18 protein-coding genes are annotated in these 19,732 nt (G+C 70.2%); 9 read left to right on the forward strand and 9 right to left on the reverse strand.

The genetic code is table 11. From position 1 onward, the window contains the following. The first annotated feature begins 20 nt into the window (after positions 1-20). A complete protein-coding gene (locus WH85_RS22200) occupies positions 21-1,856 on the forward strand; it encodes a glycoside hydrolase family 5 protein (protein ID WP_083449180.1) in 1,836 nt (611 codons plus the stop codon). 7 nt (positions 1,857-1,863) lie between these two features. Here the strand turns inward: WH85_RS22200 and WH85_RS22210 are convergent, their stop codons facing one another. Both WH85_RS22210 and WH85_RS22215 read right to left on the reverse strand, forming a co-directional pair. Continuing rightward, a complete protein-coding gene (locus WH85_RS22210) occupies positions 1,864-2,964 on the reverse strand; it encodes a caspase family protein (RefSeq protein ID WP_052720667.1) in 1,101 nt (366 codons plus the stop codon). Continuing rightward, positions 2,961-3,314: an effector-associated constant component EACC1 gene (locus WH85_RS22215; protein ID WP_157411156.1), complete on the reverse strand. Its 354-nt coding sequence runs from the start codon at positions 3,312-3,314 to the stop codon at positions 2,961-2,963. Before WH85_RS22215 ends, WH85_RS22210 begins: the two co-directional genes overlap by 4 nt. Before the next feature lie 113 nt (positions 3,315-3,427). Between WH85_RS22215 and WH85_RS22220 the strand changes: the two genes are divergently transcribed. Further along, the gene (locus tag WH85_RS22220) at positions 3,428-4,357 is read left to right on the forward strand and encodes a hypothetical protein (protein WP_157411157.1); all 930 of its coding nucleotides are present in this window, start codon (positions 3,428-3,430) and stop codon (positions 4,355-4,357) included. Here the strand turns inward: WH85_RS22220 and WH85_RS22225 are convergent. Beyond that, the gene (locus tag WH85_RS22225) at positions 4,296-4,907 is read right to left on the reverse strand and encodes a class I SAM-dependent methyltransferase (RefSeq protein ID WP_245674045.1); all 612 of its coding nucleotides are present in this window, start codon (positions 4,905-4,907) and stop codon (positions 4,296-4,298) included. The genes WH85_RS22220 and WH85_RS22225 overlap by 62 nt on opposite strands. 44 nt (positions 4,908-4,951) lie before the next feature. Then, positions 4,952-5,602 carry a hypothetical protein gene (locus tag WH85_RS22230; protein ID WP_157411158.1) on the reverse strand — a complete coding sequence of 217 codons (651 nt, stop codon included), beginning with the start codon at positions 5,600-5,602 and terminating at the stop codon, positions 4,952-4,954. A 58-nt stretch (positions 5,603-5,660) separates the two neighbouring features. Between WH85_RS22230 and WH85_RS22235 the strand changes: the two genes are divergently transcribed. Further along, entirely contained in the window at positions 5,661-6,383 is a 723-nt protein-coding gene (locus WH85_RS22235) for a hypothetical protein (RefSeq protein WP_045743888.1), read from the forward strand. A gap of 12 nt (positions 6,384-6,395) precedes the next feature. On the opposite strand, the gene WH85_RS22240 is transcribed toward WH85_RS22235, so the two are convergent. Next, positions 6,396-6,683: a hypothetical protein gene (locus WH85_RS22240; RefSeq protein WP_045743889.1), complete on the reverse strand. Its 288-nt coding sequence runs from the start codon at positions 6,681-6,683 to the stop codon at positions 6,396-6,398. A gap of 213 nt (positions 6,684-6,896) precedes the next feature. Between WH85_RS22240 and WH85_RS22245 the strand changes: the two genes are divergently transcribed. From WH85_RS22245 to WH85_RS22255, 3 genes are all read left to right on the forward strand, one after another. After that, positions 6,897-8,021: a pyridoxal phosphate-dependent aminotransferase gene (locus tag WH85_RS22245; RefSeq protein WP_211275425.1), complete on the forward strand. Its 1,125-nt coding sequence runs from the start codon at positions 6,897-6,899 to the stop codon at positions 8,019-8,021. A 39-nt stretch (positions 8,022-8,060) separates the two neighbouring features. Next, a complete protein-coding gene (locus tag WH85_RS22250) occupies positions 8,061-8,435 on the forward strand; it encodes a TM2 domain-containing protein (protein ID WP_052720669.1) in 375 nt (124 codons plus the stop codon). A 76-nt stretch (positions 8,436-8,511) separates the two neighbouring features. Continuing rightward, positions 8,512-9,144, forward strand: a complete 633-nt coding sequence (locus WH85_RS22255) for a DJ-1/PfpI family protein (RefSeq protein WP_045743891.1) — start codon at positions 8,512-8,514, stop codon at positions 9,142-9,144. A gap of 3 nt (positions 9,145-9,147) precedes the next feature. Here the strand turns inward: WH85_RS22255 and WH85_RS22260 are convergent, their stop codons facing one another. The 3 genes from WH85_RS22260 to WH85_RS22270 form a co-directional block, all read right to left on the reverse strand. Then, a complete protein-coding gene (locus WH85_RS22260) occupies positions 9,148-10,032 on the reverse strand; it encodes a hypothetical protein (protein WP_045743892.1) in 885 nt (294 codons plus the stop codon). A 191-nt stretch (positions 10,033-10,223) separates the two neighbouring features. Then, positions 10,224-12,569, reverse strand: a complete 2,346-nt coding sequence (locus WH85_RS22265; protein WP_045743893.1) for a hypothetical protein — start codon at positions 12,567-12,569, stop codon at positions 10,224-10,226. Between the two features lie 127 nt (positions 12,570-12,696). Next, positions 12,697-14,082: an FAD-dependent monooxygenase gene (locus WH85_RS22270; RefSeq protein WP_045743894.1), complete on the reverse strand. Its 1,386-nt coding sequence runs from the start codon at positions 14,080-14,082 to the stop codon at positions 12,697-12,699. A 113-nt stretch (positions 14,083-14,195) separates the two neighbouring features. Here WH85_RS22270 and WH85_RS22275 point away from each other — a divergent pair, with 113 nt between their 5' ends. Together WH85_RS22275 and WH85_RS22280 are read left to right on the forward strand one after the other, a co-directional pair. Further along, complete coding sequence (locus WH85_RS22275; RefSeq protein ID WP_045743895.1) at positions 14,196-14,750, forward strand: TetR/AcrR family transcriptional regulator; 555 nt, start codon at positions 14,196-14,198, stop codon at positions 14,748-14,750. A 9-nt stretch (positions 14,751-14,759) separates the two neighbouring features. Continuing rightward, entirely contained in the window at positions 14,760-15,194 is a 435-nt protein-coding gene (locus tag WH85_RS22280) for a VOC family protein (RefSeq protein ID WP_045743896.1), read from the forward strand. 107 nt (positions 15,195-15,301) lie between these two features. On the opposite strand, the gene WH85_RS22285 is transcribed toward WH85_RS22280, so the two are convergent. Then, positions 15,302-17,884 carry a hypothetical protein gene (locus WH85_RS22285; protein ID WP_157411159.1) on the reverse strand — a complete coding sequence of 861 codons (2,583 nt, stop codon included), beginning with the start codon at positions 17,882-17,884 and terminating at the stop codon, positions 15,302-15,304. 150 nt (positions 17,885-18,034) lie between these two features. On the opposite strand from WH85_RS22285, the gene WH85_RS22290 reads away from it, so the two are divergent. Then, positions 18,035-19,639, forward strand: coding sequence for a cellulase family glycosylhydrolase (locus tag WH85_RS22290; RefSeq protein WP_045743898.1), 1,605 nt, complete (start codon positions 18,035-18,037; stop codon positions 19,637-19,639). The last annotated feature ends 93 nt before the right edge of the window (positions 19,640-19,732 follow it).

Genomic DNA, 19,732 nt, shown 5'->3' on the forward strand with positions numbered 1-19,732 from the left:
AACCTTTGAAAGGGGTGGGGATGACGCGAACGGTTCTGGCGGCAATGATCGCCGTGATTCTCGGCGTCGGCGGACCACCGGTGCGGGCCGAGGCCGCGGAGACCTGGACCGGTCCGCTCAGCACCCGCGGGCGTTACATCGTCGACGCCAACGGCGAACGGTTCAAACTGCGCTCCGGAAACTGGCACGGCGCCAGCGGCACCTGGAACGGTTCCGGCGACACCGCCGTCGATGCCAATCACCACGCCGGGGAGAACGCCAACCGCATTCCCCTCGGACTCGACCGCGCACCGCTCACCACGATCGTCGACAGTTTCCGCGAGATCGGGCTGAACAGCGTCCGGCTGCCGTTCTCCAGCGAGATGGTGCGCGACACCGTGCCGGTCACCGACGCCGCCGTAGCCGCCAATCCACAGCTTCGCGGAATGACGCCACTGCAGGTGTACGACCGGGTGGTCGCCGCACTCACCGACGGCGGACTCGCCGTCATCCTCAACAACCACACCACCACGACCCGCTGGTGCTGCGGCGTCGACGGCAACGAACGGTGGAACACCTCGCAGACCGCGCAGGTCTGGGAGGACACCTGGGTGACGATGGCCCGCCGCTACGCCGGCGATTCCCGGGTCGTCGGCGCCGACCTCTACAACGAGGTACGCCGCACTGTCCTCGACGACCCGAACTGGGGCTGGGGAAACGACCACGACTGGTTCACCGCGTCCCAGCGCGCCGCCGACCGCATTCTGCGCGAAGCCAACCCGAACCTGCTCATCATCGTCGAGGGCATCAACTGGACCGGCATCCCGGTCGACGGATTCGCCCACGAACGCCCCACCCTGAAACCGGTCCGCACCCTGTCCCACACACTCGTGACCTCAGGAAAGCTGGTGTACTCGGCGCACTTCTACGACTACACCGGACCGAACCACAGCGGCGCCTCCGGCGTGGGCGAGACCACCGACCCGCGCTACCGGGACCTGAGCCCGGCGGAACTGGCGGACGTGCTCTACCGCGACGCGTTCTTCGTCTCCGCCGAAACCGGCCAGCATTTCACCGCCCCGGTGTGGATCAGCGAATTCGGCGTGGACGGCAACGCGGCAGCCGGATCGCTGCAGCGGACCTGGTTCGCGAACTTCGTCGCCGAACTGATCCGCCACGACGCGGACTTCGCCTACTGGCCGGTGGTCGGCTGGTCGGAACAACGCGCCGCCAACGGCTGGGCGCTGCTGTTCTGGGACCGTGCCGGAACACGGACGATCGCCCAGGACTGGCGGTCCGAGATCTGGGCGCGCCTGCTCACGGCCACAGGCTTCACGGGGTACGTGCAAAGCACCCCGACCTGGTCGATGCTGAGCCCCGACAACGGCGACTTCGTGGCGTCGTCCCGTCTGCGGAATCAAGGCGACTGGGATTCCGGGGCACGTAAGGCCGCCTGCCCGGACGGCCAGCGCCTCGCCGGAATGGGCCACACCGGCAACCGTGGCCTCTGTTACGGCCCGGCCGGAGCCTTCACCGGAACACAGGTGGTCACCGGCGAGCAGAACGTCACCACCGACTGGGCGTCCGGCTACACGAAACTGCAGTGCCCCACCGGATCGGCGGTCATCGGATACGCGGTCCGCGGCGCGGCGATGTCCAGCGTGATCTGCGGCGCCCTCGGACTCCCGAACAGCAGCGGCCGCACCGTGTGGTTCGACCGCGGCGACAACCGTCCGTCCGGCAACCCGGGCGGCGACTTCGCGTCCGGCAATTACAAAGGCCAATGCGCCGCTGACGAATTCGTGGCCGGCGTCGCGTACACCGGAAGGATCTTCTCTTCCAAGACCCCCGACGCCCTCTACTGTCTACGGGCGTGAGCACAGCTCAGTCGGGGTGGTAGCCGTATTCGGCGAGCCGCTCGCGAGCGATGCGCACCTCATCGTCGGTGAACAAAGTGTTCCACGGCTCACGGAGGACGAACGCCTCGACGGCGAGGTCGAGGCGTTTCTTCTCCCAGAGAGTGGTGAAGCCGCTGGAGACCGACGACGTGTGCAGAAGCTGCCGTGCCGCACCGAGTCCGCCGAGCCGGGAAATCATCTGGATATAGATGGTGGCGTTGTAGTTGATCTGGCGTTTCATGTCCTGATATCCCTGCACCAGAGCCCGGTGGAAATTCCTCTCCAGGGCGGCGCGGTCCACCGGTTCCGCCTCGCTCGGCGCGACAGCTTCGACGAGTGTCGGAGCCGAGTCGCTGCGGCCGACGTTGTTGCGCCCAAGCGCCAGGAGATCGGCGAGGCCGGTGCCCTTCTGTTGCGGCCGGGGCATGCCGCGGGCGTGCAGCCCGCGGACGAGCGCGGTGTAGATGTCATGGAGTGAGAGCAGGCCACCTGCGCCGGGAATGCCCTCCCGGAGGATCCTCAGCAGCTCCCCGGTGAAGGCGGTGAAGCGCTCACCGGGCGGTGCGACGGCGGTCGAGTACGCGGGCGCCGAGGCGAGGGTGTAGGTGCCACTGATGTCGAGGGCGGCGGTGACTGCGGACTGGGCGACGGACATGGCCGCCGTGGCATGCCCGGAGAAGCAGCAGTCGAGAATCAGGATCCGGTTCTTCGCCGGAGCCTCGGCCAGTGCCTGCCGCAGCCAGTCGACGGGTACCGCGGTGTACGCGACCCGAGCCGGATCGGTGGTGGCGACGGCGAGATGGAGGACCCCGCGGGGAGTCAGGAATCCGTGCCCGGCGTAGTAGACGATCACCGTGTCCTCGGCACCCTCGACGGCCTCGTCGAGGGCCTGGCCGACCTCGCCCGGAGTACGCGGATCAACGAGTTGCCGACACCGTCCGGGACCGATCACCCCGGCCAGGGCCTGCGCCACCGCGGCGACGTTTCCACCCACCGACGGCAGGTCACTGATCGCGTCGCTGATGAACTGCGACGTCCCGATCACCAGCGCCCGGGACCGGCCCGGTTCCGGCAGCCGGGCGGTCACCGCTGTTCGCCCATCGACTCGACCGCTCGTGACAACAGCCGCTCGGCCGCACTGGCGTTCGTCGCGTCGATCTCGACACGCCGGGTCCGCTCGCCGTCGGCGATCTCCACGATCACGGTGGTGCGGCGTGCGGACAACCAGGAGGTGAGAGCGCCGCCGAACGCGGCGACCGCGCCACCGCTGCCGAGCGCCACGGACACCATCTCGGTGACACCACCCATCTCACCCGGCTGTGCCGCGGTAGGGACCGTCCGGACCCGGCCACGCAGGTCGTCGTCACGCTGAAGCCAGGAGTAGAGCGACGTCAGTTCCCCGGCCATGCCATCGATGAGCGCAATCGTCGCAAGCACGCGGCGATGCTCCCGCATCCCCGGCTGTGAGCGCTATAGGTCGTCCGGGTCAGGACAGAAGTCGTCGCCAATCGGTCTCTTCCGGGCCTCGACGCTGTCTATCGTCTGTCGGCGTGATGAACGACGAAGCCGGGTTCGCGATTCTCCTGGGACGCCCGCTTGGCGATTTCGACCGGGATGCGACGTACGCGTTGTACTACTCGTGTTCCGACCTGTCCGGCGAACTGTTCGCGCGGTCGTTCGACGCCGGGGTACTTACCCGGGGCGAGATCGTGCATCCGCCGTACCCGAGCATCTCGGTCCTGGGCGAACTGTTCCGGAGCTGGGATCCGATCGCGCCGCACTGGAGCCTCGACCTCGGCCTGTCGTGGTTCCGCAGCGGCGATCCCGAGGAGGCCCTCGCCCTCGACCTGCCGGAACTCGCCGTCGGACTGTCCGGCGTCGAACTCGGCCGCCTCCTGGTGGACCGTGACTGGAAACCGCGGAAGCTGCGCCGCGCGTACCCGGAGATCGATTTTCGGGTGCACACCGACGGCACCCTGCTCGACGCGATGCGCGCCGCCACCGGCACCATGCTCGCCCACGGCGAGATCTTCGAACCCGGGCCGGTCCGCGGCGTCGAGCCGCAGTGGCAGCGGAAACTCGCGGTGCTGCCCGCCGAACTCCGCGACCACCTGAGCGTCTTCTGCCGCGACGAGAACACCGCCCGCTCCGACGGTGCCTTCTACCTCGGCACCGAGGACCCGGGGCTGCTGCGCGAGGCCGAGGTGATCGCGGCCTTCCAGTTCGGCGAGGCCCAGTCCTGGTCGGCGATCGTCCAGATCGAGGCCGACCTGGAGGACGAACCGGAGGACGTCGACCGCATGATGCTCCTCAGCCCGGAACAGTTCGCGTTCCTGAGTGCGGTACGGGAGGAACAGGGCGAAGACCTGACTCCCGATCGGGTACACGCGCTGCTGGCCGAACTCGCCGAACAGGGTGCTACGCCCGCGCCAGCACCTGGATCCCCTCGGCCTGGTGACCGTTCATCGTCGGCACCCTGATCCGGCGCTGGTCGATCAGGTGAAAATCGGCGAGAAGCTGCCGCAGATGCCCGGCCTCGTGATGACGGCAGACCGCGCCGTCACCGGTGGTGAACACCCCGTGCGGGCCGGGTGAACGCGCGTACCGCAGAAGGCTCCGCTCGTCCGTCTGCAGCGTGAGATCGCTGACGTAGAGCAGGCCGCCGGGCGCCAGGAGCCGCCGCACCTCGGCGACCAGCGCGCGCTGGTCCTCGTCGCCGGGGACGCAGGTGAGCACGGCGAACAGCAGAATCATGTCGAAGCTCGCCGCCGGACGGTCCACGGCCGGCGGCGACGCGATCAGGTCGAAACGCAGGTCCGGCCGGTCGTGGCGGCCCCGGTCGAGCAGCGCCGAGGAGATGTCCGCACCGACGACCCGGCTGAAGCCGAGATCGCTCAGCTCCGCCATGGTCCGGCCGTACCCGCACCCGTAGTCGAGCACCCGCGCCGACCGGTCGACGTCCGCCAGCCACTCCCGGTGCAGGGGATGGGTGAAGGTCTTCGCCGCGCCGACGGTGTTCCAGTACGACATGTTCACACGGTCTCCCAACATGACGCCGACAGGTGGTGGAGAGATCAGCCGCTCTGCAGGCAGCGGCCGTCGTCGAGCACACCGACCGGTTGCATCGGGGCGGCGCCCTGGCCCGGCACGGCGAACGACACCAGACAGGCCGCCTGGGCGCGCAGGTGGACGCCGTAGACGATGCCGCTGCCCTCGGACTCGCCCGGATACCTGGCCTCCCGCACCTCGGCCTCCGGATAGCCGGCCTCGATCAGCGCTGCCCGGACGATGCCGAAGGTGGTGCCGCCGGGGGACTGCGGACGCGCCGCGGCGCAGGACGCCGGGTCAGGGCACATTGCCAGGTGTACGCCGGCGACGATGTCATCGGCCTCGCGGGTGGCCTCCGGCGTGACGGCAGGCCTGCTGCGGTGCGGGTCCTGTTCCAGCAGTGGTTGGCAGTGCTGCGCCTTCGCCATCAGGATCCGCACGTTGACCGCGTCCGGGCCGGCGTCGCCGACGAAGGCGTACATGCCGTTGCTGCTCGGATCACACCCGGCTCTGAGCTGCGGCATCTCCACCGGCGCCGCCCGGTCGCCGGTGGCGGTCGTCGCCGGCGCGGGCCGGTGCTGCCACCAGAAGCCGGCCGCGGCCGCACCGACCGCCAGCACCACCGCGGCCACCGTGACGAACCCGGCGGACCGGGGCTGATCCCCGAACACGAACATCCGGCCACAGTAGTGACGCCCGGACGCGGGCCTGGGAGCGGGTTTCTACGCTGGCGGCATGCAGCTGACCGAGATGAGCGTCGTCGGGTTCCGGACGTCGGTCACCGTGTTCCAGCGGCCCGGCGGGGGACTGCGGTGGGTGATCATTCCGACCATCCACATGGGGCACGCCGACTACTTCTGGGCGATCTGGCAGCGGCTGCGCTCCTGCCAGGCGGTCATCGCGGAGATCGCGGACGGCCCCAGTTCCACCGGGATGCTGTACGCCGACGCGATGCGGCTGGCCCGGCAGCGGGCCAGCCGGGACCTGGTGCCGCAGGACATCGACTACGGGGCGCTCGGGGTGCCGATCATCTTTCCCGACGAGTACCTCGCCCCGCCGCCCGATCCGGAACGCCGGATCTCCCGCGAGGAGCGGCTGCTCGTGCGGATCCGCAAGCCGTTTCTCGCGCTGGAGATGGCGCTCACCGGCGACGGCGACTGGTTCGGCAACCGGCAGAACCTCGACCTCTACGACAGCACCGAGGTGGAACGCGACGCGACCGACATCGAACGCGAGGAACTGCTGCTCGGCGTGCTGCACGAGATCGACGGCGAGTTCGCCGCCGAGGACATGGAGGTGGCGGTCGTCTTCGGCGCACTGCACATGCCGACGGTCGTCCGCGACCTGATCCGTCTCGGTCACCGGGTGATGCCGGGCGCGCAGTGGCTGACCGCGATCGATTACGACGAGCCGCCCCACCTGCGCAAGCCGAGCCTGGACGGCTGGATGAACTGGTGACGGCCGAGCCGTTCAGACCGCGTGGCTCGTGGTGAGCCTGCCGCGATACGGGTCCCGGGCGATCGCCTGCCGGCACGCCTTCGGCCTCTCCGCGGTCAAGAAGATGCCGGCCGTCGGGCCGGTGCAGTCGTCCCGGAACTGCGGCATCGCCACCGCGGGCGCCCGGTCGTCGGCCCACACCACCTCCGGCACAGGACGGTGCTGCCACCGGAAGCCGGCTGCGGCCGCGACCACGGCGAACACCACGGCCGTCACCACCAGAGCCCCGGCCGACCGGTACTGATCCCCGAACACGAACATCCGGCAACGGTAGCCATGTTCAGTTGCGACCCGGTTGCCGTCAGCACGTCCGTGCGTACGCGATATCAGGCACGAGCCGTCCCCCGACCGCCCGGTCGATACGCAGGCCCGATCAGCGGGACGGTCTCACGAGGCAGAGCGCCGGATTGTCAGACCTGCCGCAGCCTCGGAATTGGCCGTGTTCGACGGGGCAGGTGGCCGTCACGATGAGGCATGACCACATTTCCGGCCAGCCCGATGACCGCGCTGATCGACGCGCATGTCCGCTACGACCTGGCGGAGAGCACCAGCCCACCACTCACCGTCGGTGACCTCGCCTCCGGGGAGGAGCTTGCCGGGCTGACGCTCGGTTACGGGACCAGTCGCGGCGATCCGGAACTGCGGGAGCTCATCGCCGCGGCGACCGGTGTTCGTGCCGATCAGGTTCTGGTCACGGCGGGCGCCATCGACGCGATGTTCCTGGTCGCCCAGGCAACGGTCGAACCGGGGGAGCAGGCCGTTCTGGTCAGCCCCTGTTTTCCGCCGGCGCGGACTGTTCCGGAAGCGCTGGGTGCCACGATCGACGTGGCGCGGGCCTCGTTCGACGACGGCTACCGGCTGCCCGTCGCGGCGATTGCGGGACTGCTCTCAGCGCGTACAAAATTGGTGTCCCTGGCTTCTCCGCAGAATCCCTCCGGGGTGCTGCTGCGGGCGGCGGAACTGCGGGACATGCTTTCCGCGGTGCGGGAACGTTCACCCCAGGCGGTGGTCCTGGTCGATGAGACATACAGATTCTCGGGGTACGCGGAAAGCCCCGTCCCGCCCTCCGCGGCCGCGCTGTCACCGCACGTGGTGACGTGCGGTTCCGTCTCGAAGGCGCACGGCGCGCCCGGCCTGCGCGTCGGCTGGCTGACCGTGACCGATCCTGATCTGTACGAGCGGCTGCGTGAGGCGAAGTTCCAGTCCGCGATCGCCGGTGCGAACGTCGACGAGTTCCTGGCGGCCCGGGTGCTCGCCCGCCAGTCCGCGATCCTGGCGTCCCGCGGTGCGTACCTCGCCGAGCAGCTGGCGACGCTGCGGAAGTGGTCCGCGGACCACGGCGTGGAGATGGTCGTCCCGGACGCTGGCGCGCTGTGTTGCCTGCGAGTGCCGGCCGGCGTCGACGTCGACGGCTTCTACGCGCGGCTCGCCGACCTCGAGGTCCGGGTGGGCCGCGGGTCATGGTTCGGCGAGTCGGACCGCGTTTTCCGGGTCGGTTTTGGTCATCTGCCGGCCGACGAATTCCGGGCCGCGCTGGAGCGGCTCGGCACCGCGCTGATCGGAGGCAACCCCTCAACCGGTCAGGCGGGGACCCGATGAGGCGTAGGTCACACCGAAGTTGAAGAGGGCTCCGCAGCGATGACCGACACCATCACCGACACCCGTGACAGCCACAGCCACAGCCACAGCCACGGCACCACCAGCCTCGCTGATCTCGCCGACCTCACCGATCACATCCTGTTGCAGATGCAGGCGCAGTCGGCCTACGACGACGTCAAGAAGTCGGTCATCTTCGCCTACGTGCTCTGGGCGACCTGCGGATTCCTCGGTGGCCACCGGTTCTACCTGCACCACAACGGCTTCGGCGCGGCCCTGCTCGTCACGGTCGGTGGCGCCGGGGTCATCTGGGTGGTCGATCTGTTCTTCATCGGCAGCGCGGTCCGTGAGCACAACGCGGCCACGAAGGCCGCGATCTTCGAGCGTGCGGGCGTTCCGGTGATGTACGCGGGTTGACGGCTGGCCGGATTCCGTCGGAAGGCGGCATTCCTGCCACTGTGGGCGAACGGGCGCCGCACCTAGCGTGATCGGCATGCTTGCTCAGATCGTACTTTTCGACGGCTTCGACCCGCTCGACGTCGTCGCACCCTTCGAAGTGCTGCACAGCGGAGGCGCCGCCGGCGGCGGACAGCTGACCGTGGAGCTCGTCTCCGCCGAAGGCCCCCGCGACGTGACCAGCGGAACCGGGGGACTGACACTGCGCGCCACGGCCGCCCTCGACCCGGCGGTGGCCGACCTGATCGTGGTGCCCGGCGCGTCCGGACCGCTGGACGCGATCCCGCCGCTCCTGGCCCAGGCCGCAGCCGGGGGACTGACGCCGCTGCTCAAGGCCGCGATGGATCGCCCGGAGACGACGGTGGCGACGGTCTGCGGCGGCTCGATGATCCTCGCCATGGGCGGACTGCTGGCGGGCCGCCACGTGACCACGCACCACCTCGGGCTCGACGGGTTGGGGGCCTCCGGGGCGTACCCGATCAACGCCCGGGTCGTCGACGACGGTGACCTGATCTCCGGGGGTGCGGTCACGTCGGGCCTGGATGTCGGCCTGCACCTGGTGGACCGTTTCCTCGGGCCGCGGGTGGCGCACGCCGTCGAGCAGCTCTTCGCCCACGAGCGCCGCGGCACCGTCTGGCGCGCCACCGGCACCGTCCCCCTCCCGTTCTGAGGATCAGACCCTGCGGAACCGGACGCCCCAGTCCTGGCGCGGGACGGTGTTCAGCGGGAATTCCTGGGTGACCTCGTGGGCGAAGGTGTAGGGCACGATCCGGCGTGGGCCGGCCGGCTGCGGGGGCGAGGGCTTCGGGCTCGTCGTCCCGGCCGCCGAGAACATCAGGCCCACGGTGGTGACCAGCACGGTCACGCCGACGAGATACAGGTCGAGGGCGCGCGGGGACATCAGGAAGTCCGGCGCGTGGGTGCAGAACTCGCCGGCCGCCGCCGCGCCGGCCACCGACGCCACGATCACCAGGATCGGGGCGGCCGAGGCGGCCGGCGAGGCATGCCGTGCCAACATCCGCTGGGCGGGGCGGAGGAGGGACAGGGACAGGATCGCCACGGAGAGCACGGTCAGGCCCACGCCGATCCCCGGCACCTCCGGGATGCAGGGCCGTCCCGCCGCGGCGGCGCGCAGCGCGACGGTGTCGGCGCCGGCCTGGACGATGAAGAACACCACGAGGCCGGGGAAGACGACCACCGCGTTGAACCGGGTGACGCGGACGGTGGAGGCATCGACGCCGGAGCCGCGCATGACCAGGTGCAACCCCTGCAGCAGCGAGATCACGGCCAGGCCGAAGATCAGCCCACCGACCAGTTCGAGGGTCGCGGCGCGCGGGCGGGCGAGCTCCGCGGTGTCGCCGGCGATCAGTGAGTAGGTGAGGGTGGCCAGGACCAGCGCGATGAACGAGCCGATCAGTGCCAGCGGGGCCCGCTCGACGGTCTTCGTCGGTGCCAGCAGCAGGACGAGGGCCGTGAACGCGAAACCCGCCAGTACGCCGGTCATCTGGCCGTAGTTCTCAGCGGTGACCGCGAGGTCGAAGAGGAACGGGCACGCCATGCGGGAAACGATGACGGACCGTCACCCGTCCCATCAATCCCGGAACGGACTCGTGGCAGATGCCGCACCACGCGCCCGAACAGCAAAGATCCTCGAAAGGAACGGTGACGTCGGGCATCGGTGAACGTGACGCTGTGTGCCGAACGCCCGGCGGAGGAGACCGCCGGGCGAACGGGTGCATCGGAACCGGGTCAGGGGATGGTGACGGTGGTGGCGCCGGAGTTCTCCGACGAGTCGGTGCGGTAGGCGACCACCTGGTACGTGCCGGATGACAGGCCGGTCAGGCCCTCGGTGGCGGTGCCCTCGACCAGGCCGAGCCGGTCCAGCAGGTGCGACTCGCCGACGACGGTGTTCTCGACCATGAGGAACGCCTGTGCGGAGACCGCACCGGCCGGGGCGACCGCCGTGTACGCGCTGGTCATCCAGCCCGTGGTGGCGTCCACCGTGGACGCGTTGGAGCTGGCCAGGCGGGTGACCTTGCCGTTCGCGTCGGTGAAGGCGATGCCGGCGCGGACCCGGCGGGCGGTGCCGGTCGCCTGGAAACTGGCGACCGAGGTGTACGTGGCGCCGACGGTCGGCGTCACCTTCTTGCTGTAGGTGCTGATCTGGCCGGCGGTGGCCGACGTCAGCTGCAGGGACGCGGATCCCACGGCGCCCGCGGCGGTGCTGCGCGCGACCCGGGTGCCGGAGCCGCCGGCGGTCCAGCCGGCCGTGCCCGCGCTCGCGTTCTCCAGGCCGGCGGCGTCGGTGTCGAGCAGGTTGCCGGGGATGGTGGCGGTGCCGGTCGGCAGGGTCGCGACCGGCAGGCCGTCCCGGTACACCTTGTAGCCGGCGATCGGGTTGCCGGTGGCGTACGACTCGTCCCAGGAGACGCTGTCCGCAGTGGCGGTCAGGTTGCCGGGCGCCTCGGGGGCGTTGGCGGCGGTCCGCAGCGCCGAGCCGATCAGGCCGCTCGTCGTGTTGTTGCCGACCGAGGTGTACGTGGCCTTCGACGATCCCTTGCGGGCGCCGATCTGCACGCCGTACCAGGTGGTCGGGTTGGCCTGGTCGTCGACGATCGTGTTGCCGGTGACGACGTCCTTGCTGCCGACCGAGACGCCGACGCCGGCGGTGTCGAAGTATCCGGCGCCGGTGCTGTAGGACGTCGACCCGCCGAATCCGGCGTTCACGATCCGGTTCCCGGTGATCGTGTCGGCGGCGTTCTTGGCCGCGTTCTGGCCGTAGACGATCACGCCGGTCTCACGGGACCGTTCGATCACGTTGTCGCGGACGGTGTTGTTGCCGCCGGCGCGTACCACATGGTCGTCGTCGGCGGTGCTGAAGTCGTTCCAGCCACCGAGGGTGCCGGTGGTGCCGTCGGCGTCGGTGTAGTCGTCGTACGCCACGGCCACGCCGACGGTCGCCGAGTCGCGGATGACGTTGTTCGCCACCAGGATGTCCCGCGGGTTGGTGACGTCCTTGTTGTTGCCGGTGTGGGCGTAGCCGGAGTTCGACTTCAGGACGATGTGCGCGCCCTCGAGGGTGTTGCCGGTGACGGTCGCCCCGACGACCCCCTCGAAGTACATGTTGCCGTACTCCTTGTGGCCGCGGGCCGCCGCGACCTCCGGGGTGGTGTGCACGATGTTGTTGCGCACGACCGTACGGATGGCGTTGGTGAAGTCGAAGCTGTTGCCGTTGATCGTCGCGTCGAACTGGTTGTTCTCGATGATCGTGCCGTCGTTGCGGCCGCCGCCACCGATGTTGTCCTCGTCGCCGGATTCGCCGCCGCCCCGGTTGTCGAACCGGTTGTCGACGATCCGCGCCCCGCTCGCGTAGTTGATCCACAGCTTGAAGTACTCGAGGTTGGTGAAGCGCACCTGCCGGACGGTCCAGCGGTCACCGACCGAGATGCCACCGGCGGTGTTGGTGCTGGCGCCGACGGTGGTGCGGAAGTCGCACAGTTCGCCGGGGCTGCCGGGCAGGGTGGCGTCGTCGAAGGCGCCCGCGCCGGTGCGGCAGTTGCCGTTGACGGTCAGGTCGGACACCAGGTTGCTGCTGCCGGCCGACTTGTCGTCGGTCGGGCGTACCAGGAAGCTGTAGGAGAAGTTCTTCCAGTTCACCGTGGGGTCGGCGAGCAGGACGGTGGCCGCGATCCCGGCGCCGCGCAGGTTCACGTTCGGGGGCAGGCGCAGCCCCTTGGTGAGACGGTACGTGCCGGCCTGCAGCAGGATCGTCGCGGTCTTCGCGGGCGTGGTCACGGTGCCGTCCGCGGCCACTACCGCCGGGACGGTCTTCGCGGCCGCGGCGGCGACGACCTGGTTGAGCGCGGCGTAGTCGTCGAGCGTTCCACCGCGGGGCGCCGGGGCGACCACGCAGTCCGGCCCGCAGTCCGCGGCGGTCAGCGGCGCGGGGCTGATCGTCGAGCTCAGCGTGTAGGCCGGGACGTCGGCGGACGCGGCGGCCTGTGCCGGTGCACCGAAGGCCACCAGGGTGGCGGGGAGCCCTACGGCGAGCACGGCCGCGGTGGTGCGGGCGCGGGCGGGGAGGGGAAAACGCATCGACGCTCCGGTCGGTTACGGGCGGATAGCACCCGATTTGGTGGGGGATGCAACCGTAAGATCACCGGCCCGTGTCGCACGTCCTCCGACCGGATGAGCCGGGGTCGTCCTGATCAGCGCCGCGCGCTCAGCTGTGACGCGCCTCATCGGCGCCGAGGAAGGTGGGCAGGGCGGCTCCCGCGTCGCCGGCCGGGCCGCGCCAGGCCACGTAGCCGTCCGGCCGTACCAGGGTTGCTTCGCCGGTGACCTCCTCCGGCGCGACCACGTGCAGGCGGTCGGCGTACCCCCTCATGGGTGTGGCCGTGACAAGCACGTGCCGGCCGTCGCGAAGTGCCTCGTAGAGGCGTCCGTCCCGCTGCAGGGGACGGTCCTCGGCGCGCGGGGCCCCGGGATACCCGATGCCGATCCCGGAGATCGTCCCGGCGGCGCGACGGGCCACCGCCGGCAGCGTGAGCAGGGCGGATCCGGCCGTGTTGCGCGCCCAGCGGGTGGGTGCGCCGCGGAGCATGGCCATCCTGACGAGCAGGCCGCTGCTGCGCAGCACCATCTTTCCCACCGGAGAACGCTCATTCTGGTACGAGTCGAGCAGGCCGCCCGGGGCCCACCCCCGGATCGCGGCCGCGAGTTTCCAGGAGAGGTTCGCCGCGTCCTGGAGTCCGGTGTTCATGCCCTGCCCGCCGGCCGGTGAGTGCACGTGGGCGGCGTCGCCGGCCAGGAAGACCCGTCCGGCGCGGTACTGCGGGACCTGCCGTTCGTCGCTGCGGAACCGGGAGAGCCAGCGCGCCTCGGTGAGACCGAAATCGGTCCCGTGGACGCGGCGGGTGACGTCGCGGACCTCGTTGAGGGTCACCGGGGCGCTGTCGTCGACGTCGTTGTCCCGGTTCCAGGCGAAGATCCGGTGCCAGCCGTCGCCGAACGGGGCGATCATCGCGAAGGCGTCGCCGGTGCTGTCGACGGCGACGGTGTCCCGCGGCGGGCTGGTCAGGCGCACGTCGGCCAGCATGATCGAGCTGAGCACGGTCTCGCCGGGGAAGGGCAGGCCGAGGCTCGTCCGCACGGTGCTGTGCGCGCCGTCGGTGCCCACGATGTAGTCGGCGGTGGCGGTCGTGCCGTCCTCGAAGCGCAGCGTCTCCTGATCGATCCCGGTCAGGGCGGCGCCGCGCACGATCTGCGCGCCGGCCGTGACGGCGCGGTCCTCGAGGGCCTGCTCCACCCGGTACTGCGGGGTGATCAGCAGGTAGGGGAAGCGGGACGGCAGCGTGGACAGGTCGATCTCGATGTGGTCGAACAGGCGCAGCCGGTCGACAGGTTTGCCGCCGGCGGCGAGGTCGTCGGCCAGGCCGCGGGCGTCGAGCATCTCGAGGGTGCGGGCGTGCACGCCGAATGCCCTGGTCAGGTTGGAGGTGGTGGTCCGCCGTTCGTAGACGGTGACCGGGATGCCGGCGTGGGCCAGGTCGCCGGCGAGCAGGAGTCCGGTGGGTCCGGCGCCGACGATCGCGACAGTGCTGTGCATGGTGCGCTCCCTTCGGTGGTGCCTTGTGCCAACGCTTGTTGGCAACGCTAGGCGCCGCCCTACGGGGTGTCAACGCTTGTTGGCAAACGCTTGTTGGCATTACGCTGCCGATCATGCCGCCACGCCGTTCCGACGCCACCCGGGCCGCGATCCTGGTCGCCGCCCGCGAACGATTCGCCGCCGACGGGTTCGAGCGCGCCACCATCCGCGCCATCGCCGCCGAGGCGAGAATCGACCCGTCGATGGTGATGCGCTACTACGGCAGCAAGGAGGGGCTGTTCGCGGCGGCCGCCGAGTTCGAGCTGCGGATCCCGTCGATGACCGGCGTGCCCGTCGAGACACTCGGCGCCGAACTGGTCGCGCACTTCCTGCAACGCTGGGAAGGCGACGAGACCCTGCTGGCCCTGATGCGCGCGGCCGTCACCAAGGAGGTCGCCGCCGAACGGATGCGCACCATCTTCGCCACCCAGCTGGGCCCGGTCGTGGCCCGGGCCGCCCCGGACCCGGACTCGGCGGCCACCCGCGCCGGACTGGTGGCGACGCAGATGCTCGGGTTCGCGCTCTGCCGCTACGTGCTGAAACTGCCGCCGGTGGCCGAGCTGAGCCGCGACGAGGCCGTCCGGTGGCTCGGCCCGACCGTCCAGCGCTACCTCACCGACCCCGTCTAAGGTGGACCGATGGGGACGATCAAGAAGGTGCAGATCACGTTCGACTGCAAGGAGCCGGAACGGGTCGCCCGGTTCTGGTGCGAGGTGCTGGGCTACGTGGTGCCACCGCCCCCGGAGGGCTTCGCCGACTGGGCGGCCTACGAGAGCACGCTGCCGGCCGAACGCCAGGGTGCCGGTTTTGTGGCGCAGGACCCGGCCGGTGTGGGGCCGCGGCTCTACTTCCAGCGCGTACCCGAAGGCAAGGTCGTCAAGAACCGGGTGCACCTGGACGTGCGGGTCGGCACCGGCCTGGTCGGCGCCGAACGCCTCGCCGCCCTTGAAGCCGAGAGCGCACGGCTGGTCGCCCTCGGCGCCACCCGCGGACAGCTGCTGCTGGCCGACGAGGAGAACGAGTCCTGCCAGAACATGCAGGACGTCGAGGGCAACGAGTTCTGCCTGGACTGATCGCGCTCGTGATGTCGCCGGCACAGTCCGCGACCGTCACAGCGCACCCGCGGATGCGAAAGGGTGACCGGCTCACTGCGCCGGTCACCCTTTCTCGGGGGGTACGCCTAAACGGCCGCGACCTCCGTGCCGACCTCGAACGGGACCTCGGTGACCGGGGAGAGTGAACCGTCGGTGAACCGGCGCTGCAGGTACAGGGTGTTCGCGCCGGCGTGGTCCGGGGTGTAGGAGGCGAGCGTCTCCCAGGCCCACGGATCGAAAGCGGTCTCCTGGACCGGGCCGTCGTTGACGTGCCAGACGAACGACGTGGTGTACTCGCCGAGGTCGTAGACGGAGAACCCGAACTGTCCGGTGACCCCGACACCACCGGCGTCCGGCCACGGGTTGGTGCTGAGCACCGCGTCGGCGTTGCGGACGACGACGGAGAACTCGTCGGTGTCGGAGACCTCACCGCCGGCGGTCAGGCTGGCGACCGTCAGGGTGACGTCGCCCCAGCCGGCGGGCACGTCGTAGGTGATGGTGGCGGTGCCGTCCGCCCCGACCGGGACGGTCTGCTCCGGATGCTCCTCGCCGTCGTAACGGCTGCCGACCGTGTAGCGGAAGGTGGCCGCGCCGGGCTGCACCGCGGTGACGGTGAACGTCACCGGCCGCAGCGCGACCGCGTCCTCGGTGAACGGGCCCTTCGCCGTCACCGTCGGCGCCGAGTCGACGTGCAGGACGATCGTGGTCGACGGCGACAGCGAACCGTCGGACAGCCGGGCCCACACGACCAGGGTGAGGTCGCCGGGGCGGGTGGGCACCACGTCGAAGTCGGCGTGGCTGCTGTCGTACGTCTGCGTCGGCCCGTCGTCGAAGCGGTAGACGATCCCGGTGGCGTTCGGCAGGTCGGACCAGGCGTTGACGGTGATCGGCCTGCCGACCTGGCTGTCGTGGTCGTACGCGGAGACGGTCGGGTGCGGGTCGATCACCCGAAACGAGGACTGGGCCGGCTGGGACCGGTTGCCGTCCGCGTCGACCGAGGTGACGGTGATGGTGAAGTAGCCGCCGGCCTGCGGCGTCCACGACACCGTCGCGGCGCCGTCCGGTCCGGCATCGACCGTCCCGCTGCCGCCCTCGCCGAGGTCGTAGCGGTACGACGTGACGCCGGTGGTCCGCGGCGCGAACGTGAACGAGCCCGGCTGCCCGGCGATCGGGGTCCCGGACCAGGTGAACTCGGCGGAGGTGACGACCGGGGCGTCGGTGACCGACACCTGGGAGGTGTGCGTGCCGATGACCTCGTCGCCGGCGAAGGCGCGCTCCAGCACGTTCTTGGTGCCGACGCTGGTGAACACCAGGTCGCCCCGGCCCTGCTTGTCGACCGCGGGCACCCGGGTCTCCGGGCCGCCGTCGACGGCGTACCCGAATCCGGTGACCTCGGCGGCCTGCGAGTAGAGCGTGATGTGGCTGGTCAGGCCGACACCGTTGAGCTCGAAGGTGGACGACGGGGCGGTGTTGCGGACCTCGTAGCGGTACTCGACCCAGGGGCCGCGGTTGCCGGCGGTGTCCACCGCGGCGACCCGGACCCGGTTCGTGCCCCAGAGCCGCGGGGTCACGGTGATCTCGGCCCGGCCACCGGGGTGCTCGGGACGGGTCCGGGTGATCGCCGACTCGGTGTACCAGTCGAAGGCGACCGTGTCGACGTCCCCGACGGCGTCCAGGACGAAGACACCGGGCACGCCCGGCCCGCCGGTCCCCGGGTAGGTGCTGGTCGGGTACTTCTCCGAGGAGACGACCGGCCGGGTGGCCGGCGCGACCGAGTCGAGCACGAAGTAGCAGGTGTCGCCCCACGGCCCGGCGTCGTCGTAGTCACGCCCCTGGGCGGTCCAGGCCATCACGGTGCCGTCGGCGATCCCGGTCAGGTCCGGTGACAGGCTGTTGGTCTCCTTGCGCAGGTCCGGGCGGTCCGCCGGCCAATACGCGAACCAGATGCGGGCGTAGTCGTTCGGGTCCGCGTCGGTGACCGTCGCCTGGAACTGCAGCGCCTCGAGGGCCGGCGTCGGATCGTCCAGGGTGCCGCAGCCCGCGTCCGGAGTGCGCAGTTTCAGCCCGGAGACGATCGGAGCGTGGTTGACGGCGTAGCTCATCTGCGCCGGGACCATGCTGCGACCGAGGCCCTCCTCGCTGCCGGGCTTGACCCGGACCTCGAGGGTGACGGTGTCCTCGCCCCGGTCCAGAGCCGCCTGGACCGTCGGGATCATGTCGATGCCGAGGTAGGCGCCGGGGCAGATGGTGCCTTTGCCCCAGGTCCGCTCGGTGAGCAGCTCCAGCTCGTCGGGCGCGTCGTCCCAGGTGGTGCCGGCGGTGACGGGTGTGGTCCGCCAGACCTCGATCGGCGCGACCCGGCCGCAGTCGTCGACCGTCTTCTCCGTGGTGTAGAAGGTGACCCGGTGCAGGACCCGGCCCTTCAGCGGGGTGAGGTCGAAGGTGAAGTAGGCGCGCCCGGTCGAGTCGCCCCGGCTGCCGATCAGATAGTTGCCGGCCGGGTCCGGATTGGGTGTGGACGGTGTGGCCCTGTCGGTGAAGGTCCAGGTCCGCGGCAGGTTGCCGTAGGTCTCGGCCTGGGCCGGGCCGGCGGTGACGCCGATCAGGACGGTGGTGGCGCAGAGTGCGGCCGCGACGGCGGCCGACAGCGCCCGAAGGCTGCGCAGCATGTCGTTCTCCCCGTTGCTCCCCAACATCGATGTCCGTGGGGGCGCGCGGATCGTAACATCGGCGTCCGTCATTTTCGGTCGATGATTTCCGGGGCGTTACAAGGTATCGATGATTTACGATGCTGGGAGCGCTCCCGAGAGGAATGATCTATGAGTACGCGAGCAAGAAGGGCCGGGCTCGCCATCGTCGCCGCGGCCCTGGCCCTCACCGGATCCGTGTACGGCGTGACCCGGTCCGCCCCGGCCGAAGCGGCTGCCCCCCTGACCGCCGCGCAGCTGGTCGCCGACATGGGTGCCGGCTGGAACCTGGGCAACGCCCTCGAGGCCAGCAACAACGGCGTCCCCAGCGAGACGGCCTGGGGCAACCCGGTCATCACGCCGGCCCTCATCGACCGGGTGAAAGCCGCCGGGTTCAAGACGATCCGGATCCCGGTGTCCTACCTGAGCAAGATCGGCGCCGCCCCGAACTACACGGTCGACGCCGCCTGGCTGACCCGGATCAAGGAGGTCGTCGACTACGCCTACAGCCGCGGCCTCTACGTGCTGATCAACATGCACGGCGACGGGTACAAGACGGTCACCGGCTCCTGGCTGATCTGCGACGCGGCCGACCAGGCCACGGTCAAGGCCAAGTACCAGAAGGTCTGGCAGCAGGTCGCGACCACGTTCGCGAGCTACGACGACCACCTGATCCTCGAGTCGATGAACGAGGAGTTCGACGGGCAGTACGGCAACCCCACCGAGCCGTGCTACACCAACATCAACGCCTACAACCAGATCTTCGTGGACACCGTACGCCAGACCGGCGGCAACAATGCCGCCCGCTGGCTGCTGGTGCCCGGCTGGAACACGAACATCGACCACACCGTGGGCAGTGGCTTCGTCATCCCCACCGACCAGTACCGCTCGCCGACCGTCCCGGCGGCCGAGAAACGCATCATGATCTCGGTGCACTACTACGACCCGTGGGACTTCACCGGCCAGGAGGACGGCGTCATCACCCAGTGGGGCGCGTCCGCGACGAACCCGGCGAAGAAGTCGACCTGGGGCCAGGAGGACTACCTCGACGGCCAGCTGAAGAAGACCTACGACCGGTTCGTCACCCAGGGCTACCCGGTGTTCGTCGGTGAATACGGTTCGATCGACAAGACCACGTACGACGCGGCGAGCAACACGTACCGGGCGGCGTACGCGCGAGCCGTGACGGCCACCGCCAAGAAGTACGGGGCGGCCACCGCATACTGGGACAACGGCTGGAACGGCCAGCACGGCTTCGGCCTGTTCGACCGCAGCACCACCGCGGTCACCCAGCAGGGCATCATCACCGCCATCCTGGCCGGCGCCGGCAGCACCCAGCCCAGTACGTCACCGTCCGCGTCCACGTCGGCCTCACCGTCGGCGTCCGCCTCACCGTCGACGTCCCCGTCCACCCCGGGCGGCACCGGGGCCTGCCGCGTCACCAGCTCGGTCAGCGCCTGGAACACCGGCCTGACCAACAACGTCACCATCACGAACACCGGCACCGCCGCGATCAACGGCTGGACGCTGGCGTTCACCCTGGCCTCCGGGCAGACCATCACCTCCGGCTGGAGCGCCACGTACGCCCCGGCCAGCGGCGCGGTGACCGCGACCAACGTGAGCTACAACGGCGCGCTGGCGGCGGGCGGCTCGACCACCATCGGCTACCAGGCCACCCACACCGGCAACTCCGCCGCTCCCACCGGCTTCAAGCTCAACGGAGCCACCTGCAGCTGATCTGCGAGCGCGGAGCGACCTGCAGCTGATCTGCGAGCGCGGAGCGACCTGCAGTCGATCTGCGAGCGCGGAGCGACCTGCAGTCGATCTGTG

The organism is Actinoplanes rectilineatus (assembly GCF_000962825.1).
GTDB lineage: Bacteria > Actinomycetota > Actinomycetes > Mycobacteriales > Micromonosporaceae > Actinoplanes > Actinoplanes rectilineatus.